Source organism: Puia sp. (assembly GCF_036500295.1).
GTDB lineage: Bacteria > Bacteroidota > Bacteroidia > Chitinophagales > Chitinophagaceae > Puia.
The window spans coordinates 104,379-131,013 of the sequence record NZ_DASYCH010000092.1 but is presented as its reverse complement, the minus strand read 5'-3'; the positions used below and the strand labels follow the sequence as shown (position 1 = coordinate 131,013).

Genomic DNA, 26,635 nt, shown 5'->3' with positions numbered 1-26,635 from the left:
TCCAGCGACTGCTGGAAGCGGATTTAATGTCGGCCGCCGGTGAATAAATGTTGCATCCCCCCGGGTTAATTTTATGCCAATGGCAGGGACACCGCCTCTCCCGGTGGAATGACCTTCAGTCGATCGGCGATCCCCAGGGCGGCAAACGATACCTTTAAAGTCTCCGCATTCTCGGTAAAATGGGACCACCCTTCGAAATGCAGGGGAGTGATCGTAGCCTTCGGAAACGCCCCGGCCGTATCGAGTACATCATTGGCGCCCATCGTCACATTAAAGGGGCCTCTCGGTTTCGCGGCGCCCGCAAAGACAAAGACGTTCTGCGGCTGGAATCGCCGGGCCACCTCTTCGACGCCCTCGTAGAAGACGGTATCCCCCGTAAAATAGAGTTCAAGGCCCGGATCGCTTTTAACCCGCACGATAAATCCCGTGACGTCCCCCGTGATCTTCTCGCTGCCCGCGGGACCGTGCCGCGCCGGCGTGCCGGTGATCGTGATGACCTTTCCGTCCGGGGCTGTGACATCCACGCTCTCCCAGGGCGCAAGCCCCCTGGCATTCCCACCCAGCCGCTGGGCGCCCGCCGGGGTCGTCAGCACCTGGCCCACGGCGGGCAACAACGCCCGGCCCGCATTGTCGAGGTTGTCGCCATGCTGATCGTGGCTCAGCAGCACGATATCGATCTCCCCGGTATCGGCCGCCGCCGGACCCATCAATTTGGAATAGCCGGGCTTGCCATTGATCGGAAAAACGACCCCCGCGGGATCCAGGGTGGGATCGGTCATCAACCGTAGCCCGCCGATCTCCAGGATCACCGTGGGACCGCCAATATAAATGATTGTCGAAGAAGAACTCATAAATGGAAATTGTCTTTACTCAGTAGGGCATCAACAAAGACAAAAACAGCTTTGTTCGATGGGGAATGAGTTTTTGCGCCGGTACAGCTCCCCGCCAATCCGCCTGGCGCGGCTCATGCCTTGCTCGCCGGGCGTGGCTCATGCCTTGCTTGCCGGCCGCGGCTCATGCCTTGCTCGCCGGCCGCGGACTGCGGTAAATAAAGATGCCCCCAAGGATGGGAAGAAGATAGCTGAGGCAAAACGCGACCCGGGTAGACTCGTCAAAGAAATTCAGCGTTCCGAAAAAGATAATGAACGGAACGATCGTAAGAACGATGCCCAGAAAGGCCGTCGCCAACCGCCGCTGCGGGCCCGTCCAGTCCCGGCGATAGATATAGATCAGCGAACCCCAGAAAAGTAGGAATGAAACGAGAGAGAACGCGATTCCATAAAGGATCCCGTAGCCCCAAAAACCAAGAAACTCGGTAAACGTATAAGAAGCATCCGTATCGATCCGCATCAGGCAGCACCAGAACAATGCCGGCCCGATCAGCACGCTGACAAGCCAAACCTTCAGACAGTAAAAGAACAATTTTGAGGACATACTGTATCTTTAAGGCCTGACTAAATATAGCAAAAAAAATCGACACTATGACGGGATTAACAATAGCGGGCGGAATCGGCTTTTTGCTGCTGGGTGCACTCGCCGGCATGCTTATCGCCTGGCTCTGGGCAAAGGCCCGTCATGCCGAAGATAAGGCCCGTCATGCGGAAGAAAAGGCCGCCCTCACCGCCGAACTGCAACTGGCGCGGGCCGCCGGCCAGGCGCTGGAAGAAAAGTTGCAGGGACAGACCCGGGAACTGGAAGGCCTGAACCGGAAATTCAGCACCGAATTCGAGAACCTCGCCCAGCGCATCTTCGAAACCAAGGCCGAACGCTTCACGCAGCTCAATAAAACCAATCTGGAAAACCTGCTGACCCCTCTCGGCAAGACCCTCAACGACTTTAAGGATCAGATCAACAGGGTCTATGACGCGGAGTCGAAGGAGCGGTTCTCCCTCGGCGTGAAGGTCAAAGAACTCGCCCAGCTGAACCAGCAGCTAAGCGAAGACGCAAAGAACCTGACGAAGGCCCTGAAGGGCGAAGCCAAGACCCAGGGCCGCTGGGGCGAAGTGATCCTCGAATCCATCCTGGAAAGATCCGGCTTGCGGAAGGGGGAAGAGTTTTTTATGGAATACCAGCTCTATGATGCGGAGGGCAGGGCCCTGCGAAGTGAGGCAAAGGGCAGCAGGATGCGCCCGGACGCGATCGTAAAATATCCTGACGACCGGCATGTCATCATCGATGCCAAGGTCTCGCTAAACGCCTTTGTCCGGTTTGTAGAGGCTACCGATCCCGGCCCGCAAAAAGCAGAGTTGCAGGCCCATGTCCGCGCAATAAAAGATCATGTTGCCGATCTGAGCACAAAAGCCTACGATGACTATCACAAAACCCTCGACTTCGTCATGCTGTTCATCCCCAGCGAGGCGGCCTATATCGCCGCGCTGCAAGGCGATCCCGAGCTCTGGAACTACGCCTACGACCGCCGCATCCTGCTCATCAATCCGTCCAATCTCATCGTCTCGCTAAAACTCATCGTCGACCTCTGGAAACGGGAATACCAGAACCTCAACGCCCAGGCCATCGCCGACCGTGGCGCAAAGCTCTATGACAAATTCACCGGCTTCGTCAAAAACCTCCAGGGCGTAGGCATCGCCCTCGACGCCGCGCAAAACAGCTACCAGGATGCCTGGAAACAACTCAGCGCCGGCAAGGACAACCTCGTCGCCCAGGCCACCAAACTAAAAGATCTCGGTGTAAAAACAAAAGGCCAGCTGCCCTCATCGCTGCTCAACGACGCCTCGGCGGAAGAGGAATAATTTCTACCGTATCGTCGCCCCGAACTCAAATTTGGCACTCCCCCCGCACATCGTTAAATTTGTTATAGCCCGTTCGAACATGCGAAAATTTGGAATATACCTGCTCTTTGTCGCTGTGGCGATCGTGATCGCCTCCCTTTACGGCGTAGCTAATCATCAGGTGACCTTCTCCGTTAGCCAGGAGTATTATACCAGATTCAAATTCATCCAGACCAACCTGGCCGACACCCTCGCCGCCCAGCATATGACCCAGCCCCGCAGCGCAGTCGTCATCGCCGGCGTCAAAACCTCCTGGCTCATCGGACTCTGCATCGGCGTTATCCTCGGACTCGTCGCCCTCATCCTTCCCACTGCCGACACGTTTCTCCCCTCGGCCTTCCAATCCCTCGGCCTGACCATCCTGGTCTCGCTGCTCGTCGCCGTCGGCGCTTATTATGCCGGTCCAAACGCTCATATCGGCTCCGGCATCTATGCTACGATACCCGCCCATCTTCCCGATAACCTCACCAACCGGCCCGCCTTCCTTCACGCTGCCTGGATCCAATATGGGGTCCATCTGGGCTATATCATCGGCCTTGTCGCAGGCATCATCTTCCTCCTTATCAAAAACACCCGGGTTCGCAGGCGCATCAGTAACCTGGATTCTGACCCAAACCTGGATTCACCTGCGTCTCTCTGAACGGAATAGCATAGATCATCTTATTCGGCGTTACATTGTAACTGGTAGGTAAAAGGAAAGGAAACGCCTTTTTCTGATCCGTCCCATACGCCGTCATCACCGGGATCGCCTGACTCGTACGCACCAGATCGAACCACCGTTTGTTCTCGAAGGCCAGCTCTACCCTGCGCTCGTGCGCGATCGTATCCCGCAGCATCGCCTGACCCGAAGCCGTCGACGCCGGAAGCCCGGCCCGCTTGCGCACCTGGTTGAGATAGGGTAGGGCCGCGCCCGACTGCCCCTGCTCATTCAATGACTCCGCCAGCATCAGCAGCACATCCGAATACCGGTATACCGGCCAGTCATCATCTGTGTTATATTCCAACGGTGTTGTATACGGTGGATTGTATTGTTTCTTGATAAACCGGTGTGCCGCCGAAGTCGTAAAGCCATATCCCCTGCCTGTCGTGTCTTTGTTACTCAGGATGCTGACGACGCTGTCCGGGATGAAGTCGGTCTGCGCGTCCAGATGGCCCTTGATCACTCCGACGCTTGCATCCAGCCGGGTATCGCCGGGCTCGTAGACATTGATCAGGCTCTGGGTGGGAATATTCAGGCTGCCTTCCGTATTATTATAGTCGGCGGAAGGACCCAGGATAGCCCCTGTCGACGGAGTCGTCGGGATAAAATAATAGACAAACTGGCTCGCCTGATTATCCGTTCCCGACTTGTACTGGATCTCGAAGATGGATTCCGAAGAATTCTTGTTGGAGGTCTTGAACACATCCGCATAGTTAGGCAGCAACGCATACCCCATCTGCGTCACCGACTGGAACAACGGCGCGGCCTTGTCATATTGTTTCAGGGTCAGATAGACATGCCCCAGCTCCGTTGCGACCATCCCCTTGGTGATGGCCCCCGACTGCGGAAATTTCGTCGGCGGCGAAAGCTTTCCCAGCGCGTCGGAAAGATCGGCCTCTATCTGCGCATAGACCTCGTCCACCGAACTCCGGTTCACCACGGCGGTCTTCGCATCGGTAACCTCATGCAGATACAGCGGGATCGATCCGAAAAGCCGCACCAGCTCGAAATAATAATGGGCCCGCAACGCCTCGGCCTGACCGGTGATCTGGTTCTTTGCCGAATCATTCATGCCGGCCGGGGGAGTCTTCATCTTGTCAAGGATGACATTGGTCCGCTGGATACCCTGGTAGTCCGCCGTCCAGATCGTTTCGATCGTCGTGTTACTGGAGTTGTCCAGGAATTCGGCCAGATCTTCGGTGCCGCTGCCGCCCCGGTCCTTCGCATTGTAATCGAGAAACGTATTGTCCGACCGCATCTCCTCGAGCGAAAAGGCGACATTCGCCGCGTCCCGCAAGGGCGAATAGGCGCCCACCAGCGCTTCCTGAAAATCCGCGGTCGATTTATAGAAATTTCCTTCGTTGACCTGGCCTTCAGGGTATAGCGTCACGAATTTCTTGCTGCAGCCGATAGCCGCCACCAGCAAAAACAAAACAATATTCTTCATAGCAAAAAGCTTTAAAAATTCACATTTGCACCAAACAGCATGACCCTCGGGATGGGGTAGGAACCTCCATCCAACCCGGCAACCGTCTGGTTATCCTTGTTGTCGTTCACTTCCGGGTTCTGACCGGGATACCGCGTAAACATAAACGCATTCTGCAGGCTGGCATACACCCTGATACCCTTGATATAATGAAGCATTTTTTTGCCGAACGTATAGCCCAGCGTGATATTCTTTATCGCAAGGTAATCTCCATTATACACCCAGGTGCTGTTCACCAGCCGGTACAGCTCGGTAGAGCCGCTGCGCGTCGTCGGCACCTTCCCATTGCCCGGATCCTCGGGACTCCGCCAGCGGTATTGCATACTCTTCTCTACATTGAAGACCCCATCCAGGTTTCGCAGGTTCTGCAGGTTGGTGTTCATGATCTTGTTACCCACCTGACCGGCGACGACCACACCCAGGTCGAATCCCTTATAACCAAAGTTGTTCGTCATACCGAAGATGAACTTGGGATTCGTCCGCCCCAGAAAGGTCCGGTCCTTGATATCGATCGTATCGTCGCCGTTGACATCCTTCATCCGCGCCGACCCCACAACGGAGGTGGAATATTTGGGATATTTCTCATAGTCCGATTCGTTCATATACAAACCCTCGAAGACAAATCCGTACAGTTCGCCGATCCGGTGTCCGACGTCGGTCCGGTTATAGTCGCTGTACATCCCCGTCCCCCCGATCGGGGTATTGTTCACAAGCGACAATACCTTGTTGTCGTTGAAGGAGATATTGAAATCCGTCGTCCAGGTGAACGGTCCCTTGATATTGTCCGTGCTGATCTGGATATCATGCCCCCAGATGCGAAACGTTCCCTCATTATATTGGATAGAGCCATAACCCGAAGCATAAGGGATCGGCAGCGGCGACAGCATTCCCTCCGTGCGCTTGTTGTAATAGTCGTAGCTGATATTCACCCTGCCTTTAAAGAGAGTCAGATCGGCGCCAAGATCCAGTTGCTTGGAGGTTTCCCAGGTAAGATTGGGATTGCCAAGGGTAGTGATCGATTCCCCCAGCACCGTGCTCCCGCTGAGGACATAGTTGGTCCCGCTCAGCAGCGAGGTCTGCGTATAGTTGCCGATGTTATAATTACCGGTCAACCCATAGCTGCCCCGGAATTTGAGGAAGCTCAAAATCCTCGTCTTGGGGAAGAACTTCTCCTCGCTGGCCACCCAGGCCACGGCGCCCGACGGGAAGGTGCCGTATTTCTTGTTGACGCCGAACCGCGAGCTACCGTCATTCCGGATCGCCCCGGAGATAAAATACTTCTTCTTGTAGTCATAGTTCACCCGTGCAAGTGCCGAAGCCAGCGTCCACGAAGTGCTGTTGGACGTACCCGTGGTCGTGCTCGCCGCCGAAACCCAGGGAGTCCCGTCCGTGGCAAACCCCGTCCCGGCTATCGACCGCAGGCTCTCATAGGATTTCTGCGTCGTATAACCAACCAGCACATCCAGCGAATGGTTGCCGAAATGAGTATCATAGGTCAACAGGTTTTCGTTGGTCCAGGTGTACGTATTGTTGGAGTTGTTCATCGCCTGCGACGAAGCCGGCGGCCGGGGCGGAATGACCCCAAAATATCCAAATTGTGTCCCATAATAAGAGTTGTAGTCCTGGTTCAGAATGTCCCCGTTGATCGTCGATCTGGCATGCAGGCCGTGGATGATCTCGACGTCTGCATAGGCATTGCCGAGGAAGGAGAAATTGGTCTGGTTGTTATCCATGATCCGCTCCTGTTGCAGATAATTGGGTAACGCATACATCCCATACGATGCCGTGGAAAGGTTGTAAACACCCTTGCTCGCCCAGGGCGAGATCAGCGGCGAACTCAGATCGGCGCCGGCCACGACCTGCCGGTTCCCATTCAATGCCAGCTGACCGCCCCGCGTGTTGTGATCTATCTGGTAGGCCGGGGCGATATTCAACCCGAGCTTGACCCTCGAGACCGGCCGGTACTCCGCATTGGTACGGAATGCAAAGCGTTTCGTTCCAGTATTGTACAACACCCCGTCCTGGTTGAAATAGGTCATCGTCGTACTGGAAGACACCTTATCGGTGCCGACACTATAATTAACGGAATAGTTCTCCATCGGCGCAGTATGGATCAGCGCATTGTACCAGTCCGTTCCCTTTCCGTACTGCGCAGGGTTGGCATAGTCGGCGGGGATCGTAGCCGTTCCCGTGGTAGGGTTCACCCATCCCTCGTTGTTGATCTTATCCTGGTAAAAGCCGTTCATAAAGGTGGCAAACTCCCGCGCGTTCATCAGGTCGGGCCGGCCACGCTGCGGCACCGTCTGCAAACCATAGTAGACGTTGGCACTGATGTTGCTCTTGCCGATCTTGGCCGTCTTCGTCGTGATCAGGATCACCCCGTTGGACGCCCGGCTGCCATAAAGCGAGGTCGCTGCCGCATCTTTCAGCACGCTGTAGGATTCGATCTGCTCCGGGTCGACAAGATTGATGTCCCCCGTCCCACCGGTCGCATCGCTGTTCAGCGGCTGACCATCCACCACGACAAGGGGCTGGTTGCCGGAAGAGAGCGAAGCTGCTCCGCGGACGCGGAAAACGATATTGTTACCCGGCAGACCGCTGGTCTGCTGGATCTGCACTCCCGCCACCTTGCCTTGCAGCTTCTGGCCGAACTCCGTCGCAGGAATATCCGCCACCTCACTTGCATCCACCTTCGTGACAGCGCTCGAAAGTTCCCGCTTGGCCTGCTTCCCATAGCTGACCGTCACCTGCTCGAGGGTATTGGCATCCCGCGCAAGGGTAACCGATAGATTGAGTTTCCCCTTTACATCGACCTCCGTGGTCAGAAAACCCACATGGCTGAAAACCAGGGTGGCGTCCGCCGGAGCCCTGATGCTAAAGACGCCCTGCGCATTCGTTGAGACGGCCCCCTTGCCCGCCCCCTTTACTTCAACACTCGTCCCCGATTGATCGGTGCTTCCGCTAAGCTCGACAGTACCGGTTACCCGCCCTGCACCACTCGTGTCCATTGCCGAACTGTCCTTCTTCGCTACAGCGCCCGAATCGGTATCCCGACGGGGCCGTGACGCAGCTTCCCTGGCCCGCCGCGCGGCGGAATCTTTCTCCCGCTTTACAGCAGAGTCAAGTCCCCGCTTCATGAGCGTATCGTTGGGGCGCGGCATGGTGTCCCACACGGGCTTCGAACTGTCCCGCATCTTCATAACGGAATCCCGTCGCGGCCGCACCGTATCGCCGCGATTCTGCGCAGCGACACCCAAAAAACAAAAAGTAAAAAACAAACAGAGGCATACGGGCAGGAAATTCCTGTCCACGCTTACCCGCCTCTTGCAGGATAATGTAGAAATGGTCATAAACAGCCTTTTGAAACGATGATCGGTTGTTGTCAATAAAACACTCGTGTCAATAAACCTTGATACTGTATAAGGAGGGGAATAAACGTTCAATTACAAATACCTTGCCATTAGAATAAACTCTTATTTCAAATACAACGAAATCTTTCGTATATTAAACAAAAAATTAGGTATGTTCAGGAACTTCCTCCTCGTAGCCTGGCGTAACATCACCCGCCACAAGGGATTCTCCGCGATAAATATCATCGGACTCGCCGCGGGCCTCACCGTCTGCATTCTCATCGGCCTTTTTGTGTGGGACGAGAGCCGCTATGACACTACGGTTCCCGATAACGACCGCATTTATCGCGTCTATACCGAACAAAGCGACAACACCGCGACACAAAAGCTCGCGGTCACTCCGCCCATCTTCGCCACCACCCTCCGGAAAGATTATCCCGAAGTGGAACAGACCGTACGCATATTGATGACATCCTCGTTTAAGACCCTCTTCGAAGCTGGCGACAAAAAGATCTATGAAGAGCATGGGTTCTTCGCCGACTCCACCTTCTTCGATGTATTCCGGCTGAACTTTCTGGCCGGTAGCCGGGAAAATGCGCTCGACGGGGAGACGGGCATCGTCATGTCGGCCGAAATGGCCCATCGCCTGTGGGGAAACGAAAACCCTGTCGGAAAACAGGTGCTCATGAACAAAAGCCCTTACATAGTAAAAGGCATTTTTCAAAAGGAGCCGCGGTTCCACCTGCAATTCAACTATGTTGCGCCCCTCGCCGCAGTCCGGCTCGATGCAAGCCGGATGAGTTCATGGCATTGGCACCAGTTCTTCACCTATATACGACTCAAACCGGCCACAAATGCTGCTTCCCTGGAGACAAAATTTCAAAACGAAGTAGCCCGGATAGAGAAAGCCCTGCCCGACACCCGCGGCGTCGATAAACCATTCTTGCAACCCATGCGGAAGATCCATCTTTACTCCGCCGACTTCAAGTTCGATAATGCCGCACGGGGAAATAGTACGTACGTAAAAGCGCTCACTCTGATAGCGGTCTTCATCCTTGTCATCGCCTGTTTCAATTTCGTCAACCTGGCTACAGCCCGTTCGCTCCAACGCGCAAAAGAGGTGGGTGTCCGCAAGACCATTGGCGCAGGAACGAACCAGTTGATGACCCAATTCATCGGCGAGACCATCTTCCTGGCCCTGATCAGCACCGCCATCGCTCTCGCGCTCACGGCGGGAACCCTGCCCTGGCTCAACCGCTTCACCGGTAAACAGATCCCCTTCCATATTCTCATCCATCCGGTCACCGGCGCCGCCCTGCTCGCGCTCGTTCTCATCGTGGGCATCCTCGCCGGCTTCTATCCCGCCCTGATGCTCTCCCGCTTCAAACCCGTAAACGTCCTAAAGGCCAATACCGCGGCGGCCGGTCAACCCGTCCGCGCCGCCTGGATCCGTATGGGGCTGATCGTCGTGCAATTCGCCCTTTCCGTCCTCCTGATCATCAGCGCGCTGATCGTGTTCCGCCAGGTAGATTATCTGCATAACAAAGACCTCGGCTTCAGCAAGGACCAGATCCTATTCTTCCCGATGCGCGGCGATAAGATGTTCCATAATTCCGAAACCTTCCGCAATGAGCTGCTCCGCTCTCCGGGAGTTTCTTCCGTGTCCATCGGCTACGGTTATCCCGGCGATGCCGTGGCGGGCGACGAGGTCATCGCCCTGCACAACGGCGAAAAAGAAACAAAGTCGGCTACGCAGCTTACGGTGGATTATGACTATATAAAAACCCTCGGCCTTCGCGTCATCGCCGGGCGGGATTTCTCCCGGGAAATGGCCGGTGACAAGGACCACGCCTGGATTATCAACGAGACTGCCGTAAGGGAGCTCGGGTTCCAAACTCCGCAGAAAGCCCTCGGCCAAACGCTGCAGTGGCATCCCTGGGGCGCAAAGAACCCCGATTCATTGAAAACAGGCCAGATCATCGGTGTCGTACAGGACTTCAACTACAAGAGCCTTTATGACAAAGTGCAGACCGCCGTCATCCAGATCTTTCCCGATGCCGCCTGGAAGGTTGCCGTAAAGCTACATGCCGGCAACATCGCCGCCTCCATCGCAGGCATAACAGCCGTCTGGAATGAATTTTCGCCGGAATATCCGCTTGAATACAGCTTTCTCGACCAAAGCTTCCAGGAGATGTATACGGCCGAAGACAAGCTCAATACTCTTCTGTGGGTCTTCACGGGGCTCGCCATCTTTGTCGGCTGCCTCGGCTTGTTTGGCCTCGCCGCTTACACCGCCGAACGCAGAAGAAAAGAAGTGGGAATAAGAAAAGTGCTGGGAGCAACCACCGGCAGCGTGGTGCTATTGCTTTCGAAGGATTTTATCCGGCTGGTCGTCATCTCGCTGCTCATCGCGTCCCCCATCGCCTGGTACTGCATGAACCGCTGGCTCCTGGGGTTTGCCTATCGCATCGACATCGGCTGGTCGGTATTTGCCCTCACCGGTATCGCCGTAGTCGGCATCGCCTTTATAACGGTCGGCTTCCAGGGAATAAAAGCCGCCCTTGCCAACCCGGTCAGGACCCTGCATACGGAGTAACCACCCGCAGCTTTTCCGGCGTCGCGGCTCCGGTCTCGACAAGCCGCTCGAATGCCAGGGCGTTCTTGAGCAGACAATCGTCTTTTGATCGGGTAGGGTAGCTCTCCCTGAACCACTGCGCCACCTGAACATGGGTCTCATTGACGGCACCACCGGCCGCGGGAAGGGGCGCCAGTTCCAATTCGTGGGTATCGTAGCAGACGGTCTTTACCTCTACTAACAGATCGACAGGATGAACATTGATAAAACCAAGGTCGAAAGAATTGACCCGGTAGCGCTGACCCGACGCCAGGGATTGAATAGGGTTGGAATTAGGAGCTTGCATGCGCAGCATTTTACGTAAACGAATAAACGCCCCCCGATACGGAAAATTGCCCCGCTATTCAATATAAAAAACGTCCATATGAACCGCCGGCAGAGGACTATAATCTCTCCATTCCATCCCGGTAGCCCTTGCCGATCGGGATAGATACACCACCCATCTCGATCATCTCGGCCGTATACGATTCGATCCGCCGGATCGCAACGATAAAACTCCGGTGCACCCGCCGGAAAAGATGCGCCGGCAACAACTCCTCGATCTCGTGTGTGCTCATCTTCGTCAGATATTCACCCTGCGTGGTCCTGATCCGCACATACTCCCGCTGACTCTCGATATAAAGGATATCCGCCAGCAGGATCCGTACTTTTCGTTTCTGTACGGGAACAAAGATATAGTCCCTGGGATCCCCCTCCTCCCCCTTACCTCCCGTCCTTCCGGCCTCCGCCGTCCGAACCTTGTTCACAGCCACTAAAAACCGCTCGAACTCCACCGGCTTAAGCAGATAATCCGTTACATTCAACTCAAACCCCGCCACGGCATATTGATGATACGCAGTGGTGATGATCACCGCCGGCGGCTGTAACAAGGTTCGCAAAAAAGCCATCCCCTTCAGCTTCGGCAGATGGATATCCAAAAAGATCAGCCCGGTCTCCGACTTTCGCAACCACTCCGTCGCCAGGATCGCATCCTTGAAGGTAGCCTGCAGCTCCAGGAACGGAACCTGCCCGATATAATCCACAAGCACCTTCACCGCAAGGGGCTCGTCCTCTATAATGATGCATTTTATCTTAGACATGACTCGCAAGATTGATCTTTAATGTCGCATGGAACTCGGCCCCCCGCTGCTGCACATCGACCGTATAATCCGTGTACAACAACTCCAGCTGCCGCCGGAGATTGGAAAGTCCGATATTCTCCCGAACCTTCGCCTCCCCATTGGAGCCATCCGTCGAATTGCGGACAGAAAAAGCCAGCTGCCGCCGCACCACCGTCAGATGGATATCGACAAAAGGCTGATGCCTCGTTTCCGAAGCGCCGTGCTTGAAGGCATTTTCCACCAACGGCATCAGCAGCAGCGGCGGTAACGACTGCCGCATATCCTCCACGTCATAGTTGAAATTCACGCGCAACGTGTCGTCATACCGCAACTTTTCCAGCGAAATATAATCTCCGATGATCTTCAACTCCTGCTCGATCGCAATGTATTCCCCGCCGGCTTCGTACAACATATACCGCAGGATCTTCGACAGCCGCAGGATCGTCTCCGGCGCCTGGTCGGATTTGTCCCGCGCAAGCGAGTAGATATTGTTCAGCGTGTTGAATAGAAAATGCGGGTTGGTCTGGGATTTCAGATAGTTCAGTTCCGCGCGTTGCTTCTCGATCAGCAACTGCTGCGCCCTTTTCTTCAGCCGGTTGTGATTGTAGATATACAGGATGATCCCGAAAAAGACGACGGACCCCACACTGTATCCCATCTGGGTCGATACATCGTGCTTGTGTTCCGGTATCGGCGTGTAGATGCCGATCGCAATTCCCAACGCCCGCCAGAGGAATAACCCCTCCGAATAAAAAAAAAGATGACCCGCGATAAACAGCAATGCCCGGCTATATCGTTTCCGCTGCCATATCGGTATGGTATACTCGAAAAGGATATAGTGCAGAAAGACAAGCAGGAGTAACCGCCAGATATCGTCGAGACATCTCGCGCCGATCTGCCCAAGCTGCTGCGCCGTATTCGCAAACGTACTGACCCCCAGATTGGCAATCGCGATCCAGCCATAAACCGTCAGCCTTTTTATGTCAAAGCGGAATGTCATCAGGCCTCTAATATCGGCAAATTGTTTCGGCATTTCCAATCCCTGCCGGCTGTTGACGACAAATCGCATTTCGTAGACCCACATCGGTTGTTTGTTGATCTAACTTGCATCTGATGAGGGAATTAGATATTATTATAAAAAATTAAACCATGAATACATCGAGCCGTTTCGGCGAAACCGTCCCCGGTTATTCCATCCGGGTGCTCAATGAAAGAGAGATAAGGGCGGCAGCCGGCATCCTCTTCCTGGCCACCTTCACTTCCCTGATGCTGATCATATTTAAAAACAACTTTGTACCGGTGAAGTATGTGATCACCACCTTCTTCGTCGATTTCCTCATTCGGGTCTTTGTCAGCCCCCGGTTTGCACCGATGCTCATCATCGGCAGGCTGATCGTCAATCGCCAGACTCCCGAATACGTGGGCGCCCGCCAGAAAAAATTCGCCTGGACGGTGGGCCTGGCCCTTTCCGCCACCATGTTCGTCTTCCTCGTGCTGGTCAACTCCTATAGCCCCATCACCGGCCTCACCTGCCTGGTCTGTCTCATCTTCCTCTTCTTCGAATCGGCCTTTGGCATCTGTCTGGCCTGTAAATTCTATTCCCTGGTCTTTAAGACAAAAGTTCAATATTGTCCCGGCGAGGTCTGCGAGGTAAGGGCCCGCCAGGAGATCCAGCGCACCTCGGGGTGGCAATGGCTCGTCATCCTCGCGTTTGTCGGTTTCCTGTATCTCCTTGGCGCCTATGCCAATAGTTTCTTCGGTAAAAAGCCGTACGATCTCTTCGGCGCCTATACCACCGCTCAACCCAAATAACGATGACCGCAGCCGACACCCTCGAAGCCTGGTTCACTCCCTTTCGCCGGAATATCGTCGGTATCGGTCAGCACTGCGATACCCCCTTCGGCCGAAAACCGCTCGTCTACGCGGACTGGACCGCCGCGGGGCGCGCCTACGCACCCATCGAACAGCAACTTCAAACAACGATCCTTCCCTTCTTCGCCAACACCCACACCGACACGACCTTCACCGGAACCGCGATGACAACCGCCTATGAAGAGGCAAAAGCCATCATAAAGGCACACGTCCACGCAAACGCCGATGACGCCCTCCTCTTCTGCGGCAGTGGAATGACCGCCGCCGTGTGCAAACTCCAGCGCCTTCTCGGACTTCGTTTTCCAGCACGCCTCACCGACTACACCGGTCCCCTACACATCCGTGAATCGGCCCGTCCCCTCGTCTTGCTCACGCATATGGAACACCACAGCAATCATATCAGCTGGCTGGAAACGATCGCCACCGTAGAGATCATCCGCCCTGCAAAGGACGGCACCCCCGATCTCGATCACCTGACCCAACTGCTTGGCCGATACAAAGATCGGCGGACCAGGATCGCCGCTATCACCGCCTGCTCCAACGTCACCGGCATCGAAACCCCCTATCATGCGATCGCAGCCCTCCTGCACGAACACGGCGGCTATTGTTTCGTCGACTTCGCCGCCTCCGCTCCCTATGTCCCGATCGACATGCACCCGCCGGATCCAAAGGCCGCCCTCGATGCCATATACTTCTCGGGCCACAAATTCCTCGGCGGCCCCGGCACCCCCGGAGTCCTCGTCTTCAACAAACACCTCTATAAAAATGAAACACCCGACCAGCCCGGCGGCGGCACCATCCTCTACAGCAATCCCTGGAAGGAACACGATTACCATTCGGCCATCGAAGCCCGCGAAGACGGCGGCACTCCCCCCATCCTGCAAGGGATAAAAGCCGCGCTCTGTATCCGGCTGAAAGAACAAATGGGCGCCGGCGCCATCCGGCAACGCGAAACCCAACTGCTGGACCAGCTCTTTCCCCGCCTTGCGGCCATCCCGCGGCTAACCCTGCTGGAACAAAACCAAACTCAACGTCTTGGCATCATCTCCTTCCTCGTTGAGAATACGCATCACGATACCGTCGTCGCCGCCCTGAACGATCGCTTCGGCATCCAGACCCGCGGCGGCTGCAGCTGCGCCGGACCCTATGGCCACCACCTGCTCCGCATCGACCGGCCGCACTCACTCGCCATCCGCCAAAAACTCCTCGCCGGGGACACCAAAAGCAAACCCGGCTGGGTTCGGGTATCCCTTCATCCCACGATGACGACAGCCGAGCTCGACTACATCGCCGAAGCCATCGAAGCCGTCACATGCGCTCAATATTAACGCACTTCCAGCAACCCCTTCAACCGCAGGTCCCGCGAAGAAGCGCCCACCAGCAATTGGTATTGCCCCGGTTCCACCATCCGCTGAAGTCCCTTATTCAGCGAGGCCAGCACCGCCGGCCCTACGACAAATCTCACCTCCGCCGACTCACCCCGCCGCAGATGCACCCGCTGCCAACCCTTCAGCGCAATCACCGGCCGCGCCACCGACGCCACGGTCTCCTTCAGATACAACTGCACTACCTCATCCCCCTCCCGGTCTCCGGCATTGGTCACGCGGCAGTGCAATACCGCAGAATCGCTCACCCCCATCACGGTCTTGTCAAGCGACAACCCGTCATAATTAAAATGCGTATAACTCAACCCATATCCAAACGGAAACAGCGGCAGCCCGCTCAAATTATTGTAGTCATCACCCCGCCCCGTCGGCGTATGGTTATATACCCAGGGCAGCTGCGCTTCGGAGATCGGAAAAGTGATCGGCAACCGGCCGCCCGGATCGGAATCGCCAAAAAGGATATCCGCCACCGCATGCCCGCCTTCCTCGCCGGGATACCATACATCCAACACCCCCGGCACTTTGTCTATCCAGTTCGTCATCGTGATCGCACTGCCGCCCACCAATAACACCACCACCGGCTTCCCCGTAGCCGCCACCCGCCGGATCAGTTCCTCCTGTCTTCCCGGTAATGCCAGCGAAGCCCGGTCCTGGAATTCGCCCTCGGTGATCCCCGCCACCACGATCGCAACATCGGCCTTCGCCACCGCCGCAACCGCCGAATCCATTCGCGCATCTACGCGACTCGTATCGGCCGCCCACACCAGTTTCAGATGCGCGTTGCCCACCGGCTCGTTGAAATCTACCCTTATCGCATACTCTCGGCCCGGATCGAGCGCCGTGGCAGCCAGCTGTGTATGATACGATTGTTTCACCCATTTATCCACCACCAGCCTGTCGTCAACCCATAACCGATAGCCGTCATCCCCATCCAGCCCGAGCCGGTATCGGCCCATCCGGGGCGCCCGGACAACCCCCGTCCATCGCGCACTATAGAAATCATGCCCAACCGAAGAGTCGGGCATTCCAAGCGTCCATTGAAAATTGATATTGGCATCCACCCGCTTCACCGCAGGCGCACCGCCAAGGGTAAGATTCGCAAAATATTCCGCGTTTAACCCATGCGTCGAAGCCCCCGCCGCCGTAAATAAATTTTCTCCCGGCACCACCGTCCACTCCCGCTCTCTTCGGCCGCATCCCGGGGAATAGCTGACGGCCACCTGCCGCCCTGCCCGCTCCCGGATCCCGTCAAGAATACTCACCTTGTGATTTCCCGGCCCGCTATAGCCGCCGAGCCTCGCCTCGGCAGCATCTGCCCCGATGACGGCGATCTTCCGGACGGAAGGTCGCAGCGGCAACACCTTTCCTTCATTTTTCATCAGCACGATCGATTCCCGCGCAGCTTGCCGCGCCAGCGCCCGATGACCACTCGTATCCCCCCATACCCGGACGTCCTCCTCCGTTACATACGGATGCTCGAAAAGGCCCAACTCGAATTTCGCCCGCAACACCCGGCTCACGGCATCATCTATCCGCCCGCGGTCGATCCCCCCATCGAGGAAATGCGGGATAAACAGCCGCGCATGATCAAAAGAGGTCTGAAAAGCGACATCCATCCCGGCATTCACGGCCTGCTGCTCGGAAGTCGGGACATCCGGTGACGTAAAATGCAGGACATTCGCCCCGCCCACCGCGTTGGCATCCGAGATCACAAAGCCCTTGAATCCCCATTCGCCCTTCAGCTTTTTGGTCAGCAGCCATTCATTCTGCGAGGCTGGCGTCCCATCCACCGCATTGTAGGCAGTCATCACCGATCGCGAACCGCCCTGCTGAAAACAGGCGATAAATGGCGGGAAATACACTTCGTCGAGCAGCCGCTCGTTATAATAAATGGGATAGCTATCCTTCCCGCCATCACCCACATTCGCGATAAAATGCTTGGGGGTCGTAACGATCCCGTTCTTCTCAAAGGCGCTGACAAAGGCCACCGCCATCGCCGAGGTCAGCAGCGGGTCTTCGCCATAGGTTTCCTCCACCCGGCCCCAGCGCGGGTCCGCGGCAATATTGATGACAGGCGAAAGGATCTGCCGGATGCCCCGCAGCCGCGCTTCCGCGGTGATCGCCAACGCTACCCGGCCCATCAGCGCCGTATCCCAGCTGGCCGCCAGCGCGATCGCCGCCGGATACGTGGTAGCGCCGCCACGGACTACCCCATGCAGCGCCTCGTCAAAGGCGATGATGGGAATACCCAGCCGCGACTTCCCGACAAAATATCGTTGCAGCCCGTTGATCTTTGTCCGCAACGTCACCGCGTCATCCTTCACGCCATAGTCCAGCATCTGCGCACCGGCAGCGCCCTTCCTCGCGGCGGCACTCACCTGGAAACCAAAGAGCCCACTGCGATACCGGTCTTCCTGACCGGCGGGGATCTCTCCCGGGATCATAAACAACTGGAAAAACTTCTCCTCGGGAGTCATCCGCGAAAGCAGGTCGGCAACCCGTTTTTCGATGGGCTGTGTGGAGTCTTTATAAATCGGCAGGGACTGGGAAAGGGCAGGGGCGATACTCACCAGCATCGCCGCCAGCAAAAGCGGCATCGTTTTCATCTTGTCCCGAAGATACCTCCTATCTTTGAAACCTGGCCACCCGCAATACATATGAAAGTATCGTGATCGGCCTGGGCGCCAACGGCAGCTCGGCCCTCTGGCATTTAGCTAAAACCGGCAAAAAAGTCCTCGGCATCGACCGCTTCCAACCCCCGCATCAACGGGGCTCCTCCCATGGCGAAAGCCGCATCATCCGCCAGGCCTATCACGAGAGTCCCTTCTACGTCCCGCTGGTAAAAGCCGCCTACCCGCTCTGGGCCGAACTGGAGGCCGCAGCAGGCAAACCCCTCTTTCAAAAGACCGGCGGGCTCCTGCTCGGCGCCGCCGATACCGCCGTCGTACAAGGCGCCAGGCTCAGCGCGGAAACTCACGGCATCCCCTTCGAATGGCTTGATGCCACGGCCATCCGCAACCGCTTCCCCGCCTTTAGACCCACCCCGGACACGGTGGGCGTCCTGGAAAAAGAAGCCGGCATCCTCTATCCCGAAGAATGTATCCGCGCCTTCCTGACGCAGGCGGCCGCCCATGGCGCCGCGATCCACACCGGCGAACCGGTACTCAGCATCACCCCCGGTGCCAGCCATGTAACCCTCACCACGCCAACCGCCACCTATGACACGGCGACGGTCATCATCGCCGCCGGCGCCTGGCTAAACACCCTGCTTCCCGAACTGGAGCTTCCCCTCTCGGTCCGCCGCCAACCCCTGTTCTGGTTCGGCAACGCCGGCCGGCAGTTTCATCCCGCCGCCATGCCCATCTTCATCTGGGAATATGAAAAGGAAAAAATGTTCTATGGCTTCCCCGATATCGGCGCCGGCGTAAAGCTCGCCCCTCATCATGGAGGCCGCCCCATCGCCCCAGACGATCTGCTGCAAGCCGTTTCCCCCGAAGAGATCTCGCAAATAAAAGCCCTCGCCGAAACCTGGCTCTCCATCGATCCCGTCTTCCACCACGCCCAGGTCTGTCTGTATACCAACACCCCTGACGAACACTTCATCATCGACATCCATCCTCAGCATCCCAATATCATCGTCGCCAGCCCCTGCTCAGGCCACGGCTTCAAATTCAGCAGCTTCACCGGCAAGATCCTCGCCGATCTCGCCCTCACCGGCCGATCCGCCGTCGACCTCTCCCCGTTCACCCTCGACCGGCCGGCCCTGCACTAATCTTCGGTGCATCACCACGGGCATCAGCCGTTCCCGATAAACGGATCTGAAATATCGCCCCTTCACCGGGAACGCCACTCGCCGAGATCGTCCCGCCGTGCCGTTCGACGATCTTCTTGCAAAGGGATAAACCCAATCCCGTCCCCTCATAGAGATCCTTGGGATGAAGCCGGATAAAAGTCGAGAAGATCTTCTCCGCATATTCCTGCGGAAAACCGATGCCGTTATCCCGTACTTCGACCTGCACTTGCTCCTGCTCCCCGACGGAGATGCTTTGCGCCTCGATGACGATGACGGCGGGAACTCCCTCGCGGGCAAACTTGAGCGAATTATTGAGAAGATTGTAAAACAGCTGGTAGAGCAACACCGGTGCACCGTCGATGGACGGCAGGTTGCGGGTCTCGATCCGCGCTTCCTTCTGCTGGATCAGCACCTCCAGGTCGGCGGCAATCTTGCCGATCAGCCCGGTAAGATCCACCCGCGTATAGGTCTCCTGCAGATTGGTCACCTTGGAATAGTTCAGCACGCCGTCGATCATCTCGAACATCCGGTTGGACGCGCTGATTATCTTCTCCACAAATCTCATCCCGTCGCCGGAAAGCTTCGACGAGCCGTCATTCAACACCCTGTCGGCAAAAAACCGCACCTTGCGTGTCGGCTCCTTCAGGTCATGCGAAGCCACATGCGCGAATTGCAGGAGGTCGTCGTTACTCCGTTGCAATTCCGCCGTTCGCTCACTCACTACCTGCTCCAGTCGTTCCTCGCTTCGGCGTAATGCGTCCTCAGCTCCTTTCAGCTCCGAAATATCCCTAGTCGTCCCGGCTATGGCGATCACTTCGCCCTTTTCATTCATCACCGGCGCAAAGATATAATCATAGATCCGCCGGCCCAGGACCGCGTGCGGGAAGGAAACCTCACCGCGGATCGCCTGCTTCGTGGCGACCACCGTATCTATCTCCCGCTCGTGCATCTCCGCATGCCAGGGCTCATAGCCCAGCGCCAGCAGCCCCTGCCCGATGGACTCCTCCCAGCTTCGGCCCCACATGGCCAGCAGCGCCTTATTGGCGTAAACAAACTTGTAATGGAGATCGAACACATAGATAAGATCGGGCGTACTCGAAGTAATCGCTTCATAGATCCGCTTCTGGCCTTCCAGCTTGTCCTGGGCCATGGCCAGTTCCCTGGCGATCACCCGGCTTTCGGTCAGCCGCCTGCCGATTCCCATGGGGAGTTTGAGTACCATTTGTCTCGCAGTCTCTAAAATGGGCGAAAGGCTAGCCATTAGGTTCATAGATAAAATCTCCACAACCAAATCGATACCAATTTCTTGTACCTGCTCAAACTCGCTAAAGATCAGGCTGCTCCGCATTTTTCAGCCCCGCATCGGTTGTCGGTTGGGTATAATTTTTCCCATCTTGCTGCGCCGGCGGCGATTAGATCGAATTGGGATGAACCGAGAGCAGCCAATATTCGAAAATGACCTTCAATGATCGCCTCATTTCCTCCATCGACGCCCCTTTCTTGAAGTAGCCCTGTACCGTCATATCCAGGTAGGCCTTCTTTATCGCGCCCGGGTCGATACTGGTCGTACAAAAGACAAACGGAATGCTTTTTTTCCGCAGTTCCGGATGTTCGTCAACGGTCCGCTTGAATTCCAGCCCGGTCTGCATGGGGAGGTTTACATCGCAAAGGATCAGGAAGGGCTGGCCATCCGAGAGCAGAAAATCAAAAGCGTCGGTGGCGTTGTCGAAGAAGATCAGCGGATTGGGAATCCCCAGTTCGACGATAAGCTCCCGGAACATATCCTGATCGTCTGAATCGTCCTCGATGATGACGATCGGTAACGAAGACTTGCCGTTCATATCGAATAAGGTATTAAAAAGCGTGCCGTTTTTCCTAAATTCGTATCCGGATCCGGCGCCACCGCCCCGCCCGCTGATGGAATCCTTTGAAGTGTTAACTTCCTATCGTGTCTTCAACTCGCACGTCCCGGTCTTCTACGGATGTTTATTTCCGCGTCGGCGCAAGGATCAGCACGGGACTCAATCAATACAACTATGCACCACCCGCATCCATCACTTATCCGTAATTTGCGACACATGAGAAAAGTATATTTCTTCGCCTGCCTGGCTTTCCTCTCGATCCACCTCCCGGCCCAACAGAAAACGACCTTTCAAACCAGCAGCCCCTGGATCCCGCAGATCGATGTGCGTTCGGACATGGCCATCGTCTACGGCGTCAACGACCGTAAGGGCACCACCTTCGAACAGCGCGTACAATCCTGGCGGGACAGAGGCTACACCATCGCCTTCATGACCGGCATCGCCTGGGGCCAGTACTATGATTATTTCCTCGGGCAGTGGGATGGCCACAACCACCTCGGGGTGGGCCAGGTCACCCAGAAAGGCGACACCATCTTTCATGGGAAGAATATGCCGTATGTCGTCCCGGTGCAGTCTTTCATCGACTACATGAAGACGGCTGTGGTAAAGCGTGTCATCGATGCGGGGATCAACACCCTCTTCCTCGAAGAACCCGAGTTCTGGGCCCGCGCCGGCTACAGCGCCCCCTTTAAAGAAGAATGGCAGAAATTCTATGGCTTCCCCTGGCGGCCACAGGACGCCTCCCCCGAGAACACCTACCTCTCGAGCAAGCTAAAATATCATCTCTATTACGACGCCATCCGCCAGGTATCCGCCTATGCAAAAGACTATGCAAAGCGCAAAGGCCGAAGCGTAAAGGTCTTTATCGCCACCCACTCCCTCGTGAACTACTCCTCCTGGAAGATCGTGAGCCCTGAGGCCAGCCTGGCCTCCCTGCCCGGCATCGACGGCTATATCGCCCAGGTCTGGACAGGCACCTCCCGCGAACCTACCTACTTCAACGGCAGGGAAAAAGAACGCGTCTTCGAGAACGCCTACCTGGAATATGGCTCCATGCGCTCGATGACGGCGCCCACGGGCCGCAAGGTCTACTTCCTCACCGACCCCATCGAAGACTGGCCCCGCGACTGGGCCGACTACAAAAAGAATTACCAGGCCACCTTCACCGCCGAGATCCTCTATCCCACCATCGACAACTATGAGGTGATGCCCTGGCCCGAACGCATCTACACCCGCCCCTACAAGCTGGCCAACAGCGATTCGGAGACGCTGATCCCGAAATATTATTCCACCCAGATGCAGGTGATGATCAATGTCCTCAATGACATGCCGCTTTCCTCCAACCGCGTCAGCGGTAACAACGATATTGGGGTGCTGATGAGCAATTCCCTGATGTTCCAGCGTTTTCCAACGCACAACGGCTATGACGACCCGCAGTTTTCCAACTTCTATGGTCAGACCCTGCCACTGCTGAAACGCGGCATCCCGGTACAGACGGTTCATATGGAGAACCTGATCTATCCGGCAACCCTTCAGAAGATGCGCGTCCTCGTCATGAGCTATTCCAATATGAAACCCCATTCCCCCGATGTGCACCGCGACCTCGCAGAGTGGGTCCGTAAGGGAGGCATACTCGTCTATTGTGGCCGCGACGAAGACCCATACCAGTCGGTAATGGAATGGTGGAATACGAAGGGCAATAACTTCGCGACTGCCTCTCAACATCTGTTTAAATTGCTCGGAATAAAGCCCAACGAACCCAACCAATCATTTACGGTCGGCAAGGGCAAGGTCTATCTTATCCGTCAGGACCCTAAGGAATTCGTCCTCCAGACCGGCGGCGACAGCGGTTACTTCGAAACCATAAAGCATGCCTACGAAAGCGGCCCCTCGCCCAAAAAGCTGCTGGTAAAGAATAATTTCTACCTCGAACGTGGTCCCTATGATATCATCTCCGTGCTGGACGAGAATTCCGGCGACCAGCCTTATACGGTAAAAGGTCCCGTCATCGATCTCTTTGACCCGCAACTCCCCGTCCTCGCGGAAAAAACGATTCGGCCCGGAGAGCAGTCGCTGCTCTATGACCTGCGCCGCAATGCCGGCCACGCAAAGGCAAGAGTGCTGGCCACCGCAGCGCGCATCTATAACTCCAGCGCCATCGGCCGCACCTATACGTTCACGGCAAAAAGCCCCGTCAATACCCTGAATAGCATGCGTGTCCTGTTGCCCGCCCAACCCGTCTCGACCACCGCTACCGACAGCAGCGGCCAGCCCGCCGCCGGCCTGCAATCTTCCTGGGATGAAACCTCCCACACCGAATACCTCGGTTTTGCCAACAGCCCCGATGGGATTAAAGTCACCCTCAAATGGTAAGCGCCGGATTCTTTGTACCTTGCCCACCATGAGAATCGTCCTGATATCCCTTTGCTTCGCGCTGGTAACGATCACTGCCACCGCCCAATCGGTCGATGCCGTCTTCACCCGGTACATCGACTACTCCGGCGGCAAACAACAGCTCCAATCCGTCCATTCCCGCATCGACAGCGGGACCTACAACTATGGGGGTATCGAATTCCCCTTCGTCTCCTATGCCCAATCCCCCGACCACTATAAATACGTGGTCACCTTCAACGGCAAATACTTCGCCCAATCCTTCGACGGGCAGGAAGGCTGGAAGATCGACGCCTTCAAAAACCAAAAACAAAAACAGGTGCTCTACGGTGAAGACGGAAAGGCCATGGCCAACGAGGCCGACGTCCACCTCGAATCCCCCTTTATCGACTACAAACAAAAAGGGTATGCCGCCACCCTCGAAGGAACGGATACCGTCGGCAGCCAACACTGCTACCGCATCCGGTTCATAGCCCCCAATAAAGACACCGCCTTGTACTTCTTCGACCGGCAGTCCGGCGCTCTTCTCGAAAAGATCGCCGTCTCGAAGAACATAGAGCTCAACGGCGCCACCCTCGAAACGACGTATACCGACTACACGGACGTAAAAGGGATCAACATCCCCTTTACGGTCACCCATAAAATAAAGGACCAGACCGTCCTGGTCATCAAAGTAAAAGGAGTTGTCCTCAACCCACCCGTCGACGACAGCATCTTCAAACCATAAAAATGAATAAGGTACCTCCCTCCCCCCGCATGCCCGTCCTATTCGTCGGCCACGGCAACCCCATGAACGCGATCGACGAGAACGAATTCGTCGCGGGCTTCCGGGCCATCGCCGGCGATCTTCCAAAACCCAGGGCCATCCTCTGCATCTCCGCCCACTGGGAAACCCGCGGAACCCAGGTGACCGCCATGCAGCATCCCCGGACCATCCACGACTTCGGCGGATTCCCAAGAGAACTCTTCGAAGTGCAATACCCCGCGCCGGGAAGCCCCGAACTGGCGAAACAAACAAAGGAGATCATCACAACAACCGACATCACCCTCGACAACAATTGGGGACTCGATCACGGCGCCTGGTCGGTGATAAAACATTTTTATCCCAAAGCCGATATTCCCGTTATCGAGATGAGCCTCGATCAAACAAAAAGTCCCCGGGATCATTACGATCTGGGTAAAGAACTTTCGGCGCTTCGGGACAAGGGCGTCCTCATTATCGGCAGCGGTAATATGGTCCACAACCTTCGGATGGTCGCCTGGAACCGGCTGGACGAAAAATACGGATATGACTGGGCCCTCGAGGCAGGCAACGCAATGAAAGATCACATCCTCTCCGGCGACCACCGTTCCCTGATCGACTTCCGCTCCGGCGGCAGCGCGTTCGACCTGGCCATCCCCACCCCGGAACACTACCTCCCATTACTATACGTCCTCGCCCTGCAGGCGCAAGACGAGGACGTTAGTTTCTTCAACGACTCACCCGTAGGCGGATCGCTGACAATGACATCATTAAAAATTACCAGCCGGGATTCTGCTTCAACCCGGGATTCAGCGTAAGCTCCTGCGTCGGGATGGGATACAGGTACATCTTGTCATCCCATTGCCGCGCCGTGATGCTAGGGTACACCCGGACATAATGGTTCGCATCCAGCGCCACTCCACTGATATCATAGGTATACTCGCTTTTAAACGCCGGCAACACCTTGATGCCCAATATTGTTTCTGGGTTATTGATCAGCGGACCCGCATGCCAGCGATGCAGATCGTCAAACCGGAAACCGTCGGAAGCCAACTCCACGCGCCTTTCGCGCCGGATCTCATCCAGCAACACCGGCAACGCGGGGAAATCCGAATGCGGATCTTTCACGAGCGAAGTGATCACCATCGGCGGCATCCCCACCCGGTCCCGCAGCAGGTTGATCGTCTTGTCGAGCACGCTCTGGTCACACTGACCCAGCTCTGCCTTGGCCTCCGCCTCAATCAGTAAGGTTTCGGCATACCGGAAAATGAAGAAATCGTACGTCGATGCATTCGCATTCCACGCGGCAAGGCTGTTACTCCTTCCCTTGATCGGCATATAGCCTGTGGAAGTGGTAACGGTTGCAATCCGCGGAACAGTTATCGTATCCCCGTTTAACAGATCGAAACCCCTTGTCGCGATCTCCTGCTTCAACCGCGGGTCCCGATTCTGGATCTCTTCGTCAATCGAATCATCTCCCTTGTACAAAGGACTCAGGGCCGTGGGCAACCCGTCGCTGCAAAGGTAATTGCGCACGAAATTCTTACTGTAACCATCGCCGGCTTCACCAAGGTTCCGGTCGATGCCGTTCATGAGCACCGACGGCAGGAACCGCAGCGGCAGGATGGCTTCAGGATTTCCGCTAAGCTCTTCCTGGATAAAGAGGTTATAATAGTCGGAGTTGGGATGGCCCGTTTTATAGATACTGAATTTTCCCGAATTCATCAGCTGCTCGGCCGCATCTACCGCGCCCTGCAGATAGGCTGCCGGGTCACCCCCATTCGGCCAGTATTTCCGGTAGGTGCCTTCCCAAAGACAGATCCGCGCCTTCAGCGCCAGCGCCGCATACTTGTTGATCCTGCCCGTCTGCGCAGGCGTCACCGGCAGATTCGCTACCGCGAAATTCATATCCTTCAACACCGAGTCCATCACCTGCTGGTGCGGCATCCGCGTGCCATACAGGACGGACTTCGAAGTATCCGTGATATAGGTGTTGATATATGGCACATCTCCAAAGGCCTTCACCTTCTTCCAGAAATCGTTGGCCCGGAAGAACAGGGTCTCCGCCAGATATTCGTTCTTGATGGAATCTGACAGGTCCGCCTTGGCATAGTTGGCGACGAAGAAATTGCACTGCCGGTTCAACGCCCAGGACCAGTTCGTCCCGCTCCCGTTCAAAAGATTCAGCTGCGTGATATAAGCGCCCGTGCCGACCAGGTCCTTAGTCGTATCCGCCGACGGCGGGATCGTATAGGTGCCGGCCAGCAACGCGTTGATCATCGCATTGGCCTTATCATCCGACTGATCATCCGCCCGCTGCAACGTCTGGGCGGGTAGCGTGTTATAATATTGGTTGCAGTATAATTGCAGGTCCGTCTCGGTCGTAAAGAAAGTCGCCGGACTGATATCGCTCAGCGGATGCCGGTTCAAAAAGCTGTCTTTCTTGCACGCTGCAAACCCCAGCACTCCAAGAGCCACTATAATATTTAAAAATTGATTCTTTTTCATGATAATAAGAAATTAAGGACAG

At 56.1% G+C, this 26,635-nt stretch carries 20 protein-coding genes; 9 read left to right on the top strand and 11 right to left on the bottom strand.

Translation table 11 applies throughout. The annotated features are described in order from the left end of the window. Window positions 1-71: 71 nt before the first annotated feature. Both VGM48_RS17765 and VGM48_RS17760 read right to left on the bottom strand, forming a co-directional pair. Window positions 72-851, bottom strand: a complete 780-nt coding sequence (locus VGM48_RS17765; protein ID WP_331581586.1) for an MBL fold metallo-hydrolase — start codon at window positions 849-851, stop codon at window positions 72-74. A gap of 163 nt (window positions 852-1,014) precedes the next feature. Continuing rightward, the gene (locus VGM48_RS17760; RefSeq protein ID WP_331581583.1) at window positions 1,015-1,434 is read right to left on the bottom strand and encodes a hypothetical protein; all 420 of its coding nucleotides are present in this window, start codon (window positions 1,432-1,434) and stop codon (window positions 1,015-1,017) included. 47 nt (window positions 1,435-1,481) lie between these two features. Here VGM48_RS17760 and VGM48_RS17755 point away from each other — a divergent pair, with 47 nt between their 5' ends. Together VGM48_RS17755 and VGM48_RS17750 are read left to right on the top strand one after the other, a co-directional pair. Then, window positions 1,482-2,750 carry a DNA recombination protein RmuC gene (locus tag VGM48_RS17755; RefSeq protein ID WP_331581581.1) on the top strand — a complete coding sequence of 423 codons (1,269 nt, stop codon included), beginning with the start codon at window positions 1,482-1,484 and terminating at the stop codon, window positions 2,748-2,750. 79 nt (window positions 2,751-2,829) lie between these two features. Beyond that, window positions 2,830-3,429: a hypothetical protein gene (locus VGM48_RS17750; protein ID WP_331581579.1), complete on the top strand. Its 600-nt coding sequence runs from the start codon at window positions 2,830-2,832 to the stop codon at window positions 3,427-3,429. Here the strand turns inward: VGM48_RS17750 and VGM48_RS17745 are convergent. Both VGM48_RS17745 and VGM48_RS17740 read right to left on the bottom strand, forming a co-directional pair. Further along, window positions 3,380-4,936 (bottom strand): RagB/SusD family nutrient uptake outer membrane protein, encoded by a 1,557-nt coding sequence (locus VGM48_RS17745; RefSeq protein ID WP_331581577.1) that lies wholly within the window; start codon window positions 4,934-4,936, stop codon window positions 3,380-3,382. The two genes, VGM48_RS17750 and VGM48_RS17745, sit on opposite strands and share 50 nt — an antisense overlap. An 11-nt stretch (window positions 4,937-4,947) precedes the next feature. Continuing rightward, window positions 4,948-8,325, bottom strand: coding sequence for a TonB-dependent receptor (locus VGM48_RS17740; RefSeq protein ID WP_331581575.1), 3,378 nt, complete (start codon window positions 8,323-8,325; stop codon window positions 4,948-4,950). A 172-nt stretch (window positions 8,326-8,497) separates the two neighbouring features. Here VGM48_RS17740 and VGM48_RS17735 point away from each other — a divergent pair, with 172 nt between their 5' ends. Next, the gene (locus VGM48_RS17735; protein WP_331581573.1) at window positions 8,498-10,921 is read left to right on the top strand and encodes an ABC transporter permease; all 2,424 of its coding nucleotides are present in this window, start codon (window positions 8,498-8,500) and stop codon (window positions 10,919-10,921) included. Here the strand turns inward: VGM48_RS17735 and VGM48_RS17730 are convergent. The 3 genes from VGM48_RS17730 to VGM48_RS17720 all read right to left on the bottom strand — a co-directional run bounded on the left by VGM48_RS17730 (window position 10,899) and on the right by VGM48_RS17720 (window position 13,144). Then, window positions 10,899-11,246, bottom strand: coding sequence for a hypothetical protein (locus VGM48_RS17730; protein ID WP_331581571.1), 348 nt, complete (start codon window positions 11,244-11,246; stop codon window positions 10,899-10,901). The two genes, VGM48_RS17735 and VGM48_RS17730, sit on opposite strands and share 23 nt — an antisense overlap. Before the next feature lie 97 nt (window positions 11,247-11,343). After that, on the bottom strand, window positions 11,344-12,039 hold the full coding sequence (locus VGM48_RS17725) for a LytTR family DNA-binding domain-containing protein (RefSeq protein ID WP_331581568.1): 696 nt from the start codon (window positions 12,037-12,039) through the stop codon (window positions 11,344-11,346). After that, on the bottom strand, window positions 12,032-13,144 hold the full coding sequence (locus VGM48_RS17720) for a sensor histidine kinase (protein ID WP_331581566.1): 1,113 nt from the start codon (window positions 13,142-13,144) through the stop codon (window positions 12,032-12,034). The genes VGM48_RS17725 and VGM48_RS17720 overlap by 8 nt, the downstream gene beginning before the upstream one ends. 65 nt (window positions 13,145-13,209) lie before the next feature. Between VGM48_RS17720 and VGM48_RS17715 the strand changes: the two genes are divergently transcribed. Together VGM48_RS17715 and VGM48_RS17710 are read left to right on the top strand one after the other, a co-directional pair. Further along, the gene (locus VGM48_RS17715) at window positions 13,210-13,872 is read left to right on the top strand and encodes a DUF4395 domain-containing protein (RefSeq protein ID WP_331581564.1); all 663 of its coding nucleotides are present in this window, start codon (window positions 13,210-13,212) and stop codon (window positions 13,870-13,872) included. 2 nt (window positions 13,873-13,874) lie between these two features. Further along, on the top strand, window positions 13,875-15,260 hold the full coding sequence (locus tag VGM48_RS17710; protein ID WP_331581562.1) for an aminotransferase class V-fold PLP-dependent enzyme: 1,386 nt from the start codon (window positions 13,875-13,877) through the stop codon (window positions 15,258-15,260). On the opposite strand, the gene VGM48_RS17705 is transcribed toward VGM48_RS17710, so the two are convergent. Then, window positions 15,257-17,923, bottom strand: coding sequence for a glycoside hydrolase family 3 C-terminal domain-containing protein (locus tag VGM48_RS17705; RefSeq protein ID WP_331581560.1), 2,667 nt, complete (start codon window positions 17,921-17,923; stop codon window positions 15,257-15,259). The genes VGM48_RS17710 and VGM48_RS17705 overlap by 4 nt on opposite strands. Window positions 17,924-17,985: 62 nt before the next feature. On the opposite strand from VGM48_RS17705, the gene solA reads away from it, so the two are divergent. Beyond that, a complete protein-coding gene (gene solA, locus VGM48_RS17700; protein WP_331581558.1) occupies window positions 17,986-19,089 on the top strand; it encodes an N-methyl-L-tryptophan oxidase in 1,104 nt (367 codons plus the stop codon). On the opposite strand, the gene VGM48_RS17695 is transcribed toward solA, so the two are convergent. After that, entirely contained in the window at window positions 19,061-20,332 is a 1,272-nt protein-coding gene (locus VGM48_RS17695; RefSeq protein WP_331581556.1) for a sensor histidine kinase, read from the bottom strand. The genes solA and VGM48_RS17695 overlap by 29 nt on opposite strands. A gap of 190 nt (window positions 20,333-20,522) precedes the next feature. Next, the gene (locus tag VGM48_RS17690) at window positions 20,523-20,951 is read right to left on the bottom strand and encodes a response regulator (protein WP_331581554.1); all 429 of its coding nucleotides are present in this window, start codon (window positions 20,949-20,951) and stop codon (window positions 20,523-20,525) included. A 237-nt stretch (window positions 20,952-21,188) separates the two neighbouring features. Between VGM48_RS17690 and VGM48_RS17685 the strand changes: the two genes are divergently transcribed. The 3 genes from VGM48_RS17685 to ygiD are packed head-to-tail and all read left to right on the top strand — an operon-like array spanning window position 21,189 to window position 24,923. Next, complete coding sequence (locus VGM48_RS17685) at window positions 21,189-23,345, top strand: hypothetical protein (RefSeq protein ID WP_331581552.1); 2,157 nt, start codon at window positions 21,189-21,191, stop codon at window positions 23,343-23,345. A 28-nt stretch (window positions 23,346-23,373) separates the two neighbouring features. Further along, entirely contained in the window at window positions 23,374-24,090 is a 717-nt protein-coding gene (locus VGM48_RS17680) for a hypothetical protein (RefSeq protein WP_331581550.1), read from the top strand. Window positions 24,091-24,092: 2 nt separating this feature from the next. Further along, window positions 24,093-24,923 (top strand): 4,5-DOPA dioxygenase extradiol, encoded by an 831-nt coding sequence (gene ygiD / locus VGM48_RS17675; RefSeq protein ID WP_331581549.1) that lies wholly within the window; start codon window positions 24,093-24,095, stop codon window positions 24,921-24,923. Here the strand turns inward: ygiD and VGM48_RS17670 are convergent. Continuing rightward, on the bottom strand, window positions 24,883-26,613 hold the full coding sequence (locus VGM48_RS17670) for a RagB/SusD family nutrient uptake outer membrane protein (RefSeq protein WP_331581547.1): 1,731 nt from the start codon (window positions 26,611-26,613) through the stop codon (window positions 24,883-24,885). The two genes, ygiD and VGM48_RS17670, sit on opposite strands and share 41 nt — an antisense overlap. Window positions 26,614-26,635 lie beyond the last annotated feature (22 nt).

What these genes read in the sequence shown, in the direction of transcription:
- VGM48_RS17765 (WP_331581586.1), bottom strand. Translation starts at nt 851, where the DNA reads ATGAGTTCTTCTTCGACAATCATTTATATTGGCGGTCCCACGGTGATC.
- VGM48_RS17760 (WP_331581583.1), bottom strand. Translation starts at nt 1,434, where the DNA reads ATGTCCTCAAAATTGTTCTTTTACTGTCTGAAGGTTTGGCTTGTCAGC.
- VGM48_RS17755 (WP_331581581.1), top strand. Translation starts at nt 1,482, where the DNA reads ATGACGGGATTAACAATAGCGGGCGGAATCGGCTTTTTGCTGCTGGGT.
- VGM48_RS17750 (WP_331581579.1), top strand. Translation starts at nt 2,830, where the DNA reads ATGCGAAAATTTGGAATATACCTGCTCTTTGTCGCTGTGGCGATCGTG.
- VGM48_RS17745 (WP_331581577.1), bottom strand. Translation starts at nt 4,936, where the DNA reads ATGAAGAATATTGTTTTGTTTTTGCTGGTGGCGGCTATCGGCTGCAGC.
- VGM48_RS17740 (WP_331581575.1), bottom strand. Translation starts at nt 8,325, where the DNA reads ATGACCATTTCTACATTATCCTGCAAGAGGCGGGTAAGCGTGGACAGG.
- VGM48_RS17735 (WP_331581573.1), top strand. Translation starts at nt 8,498, where the DNA reads ATGTTCAGGAACTTCCTCCTCGTAGCCTGGCGTAACATCACCCGCCAC.
- VGM48_RS17730 (WP_331581571.1), bottom strand. Translation starts at nt 11,246, where the DNA reads ATGCAAGCTCCTAATTCCAACCCTATTCAATCCCTGGCGTCGGGTCAG.
- VGM48_RS17725 (WP_331581568.1), bottom strand. Translation starts at nt 12,039, where the DNA reads ATGTCTAAGATAAAATGCATCATTATAGAGGACGAGCCCCTTGCGGTG.
- VGM48_RS17720 (WP_331581566.1), bottom strand. Translation starts at nt 13,144, where the DNA reads ATGTGGGTCTACGAAATGCGATTTGTCGTCAACAGCCGGCAGGGATTG.
- VGM48_RS17715 (WP_331581564.1), top strand. Translation starts at nt 13,210, where the DNA reads ATGAATACATCGAGCCGTTTCGGCGAAACCGTCCCCGGTTATTCCATC.
- VGM48_RS17710 (WP_331581562.1), top strand. Translation starts at nt 13,875, where the DNA reads ATGACCGCAGCCGACACCCTCGAAGCCTGGTTCACTCCCTTTCGCCGG.
- VGM48_RS17705 (WP_331581560.1), bottom strand. Translation starts at nt 17,923, where the DNA reads ATGAAAACGATGCCGCTTTTGCTGGCGGCGATGCTGGTGAGTATCGCC.
- VGM48_RS17695 (WP_331581556.1), bottom strand. Translation starts at nt 20,332, where the DNA reads ATGGTACTCAAACTCCCCATGGGAATCGGCAGGCGGCTGACCGAAAGC.
- VGM48_RS17690 (WP_331581554.1), bottom strand. Translation starts at nt 20,951, where the DNA reads ATGAACGGCAAGTCTTCGTTACCGATCGTCATCATCGAGGACGATTCA.
- VGM48_RS17685 (WP_331581552.1), top strand. Translation starts at nt 21,189, where the DNA reads ATGAGAAAAGTATATTTCTTCGCCTGCCTGGCTTTCCTCTCGATCCAC.
- VGM48_RS17680 (WP_331581550.1), top strand. Translation starts at nt 23,374, where the DNA reads ATGAGAATCGTCCTGATATCCCTTTGCTTCGCGCTGGTAACGATCACT.
- ygiD (WP_331581549.1), top strand. Translation starts at nt 24,093, where the DNA reads ATGAATAAGGTACCTCCCTCCCCCCGCATGCCCGTCCTATTCGTCGGC.
- VGM48_RS17670 (WP_331581547.1), bottom strand. Translation starts at nt 26,613, where the DNA reads ATGAAAAAGAATCAATTTTTAAATATTATAGTGGCTCTTGGAGTGCTG.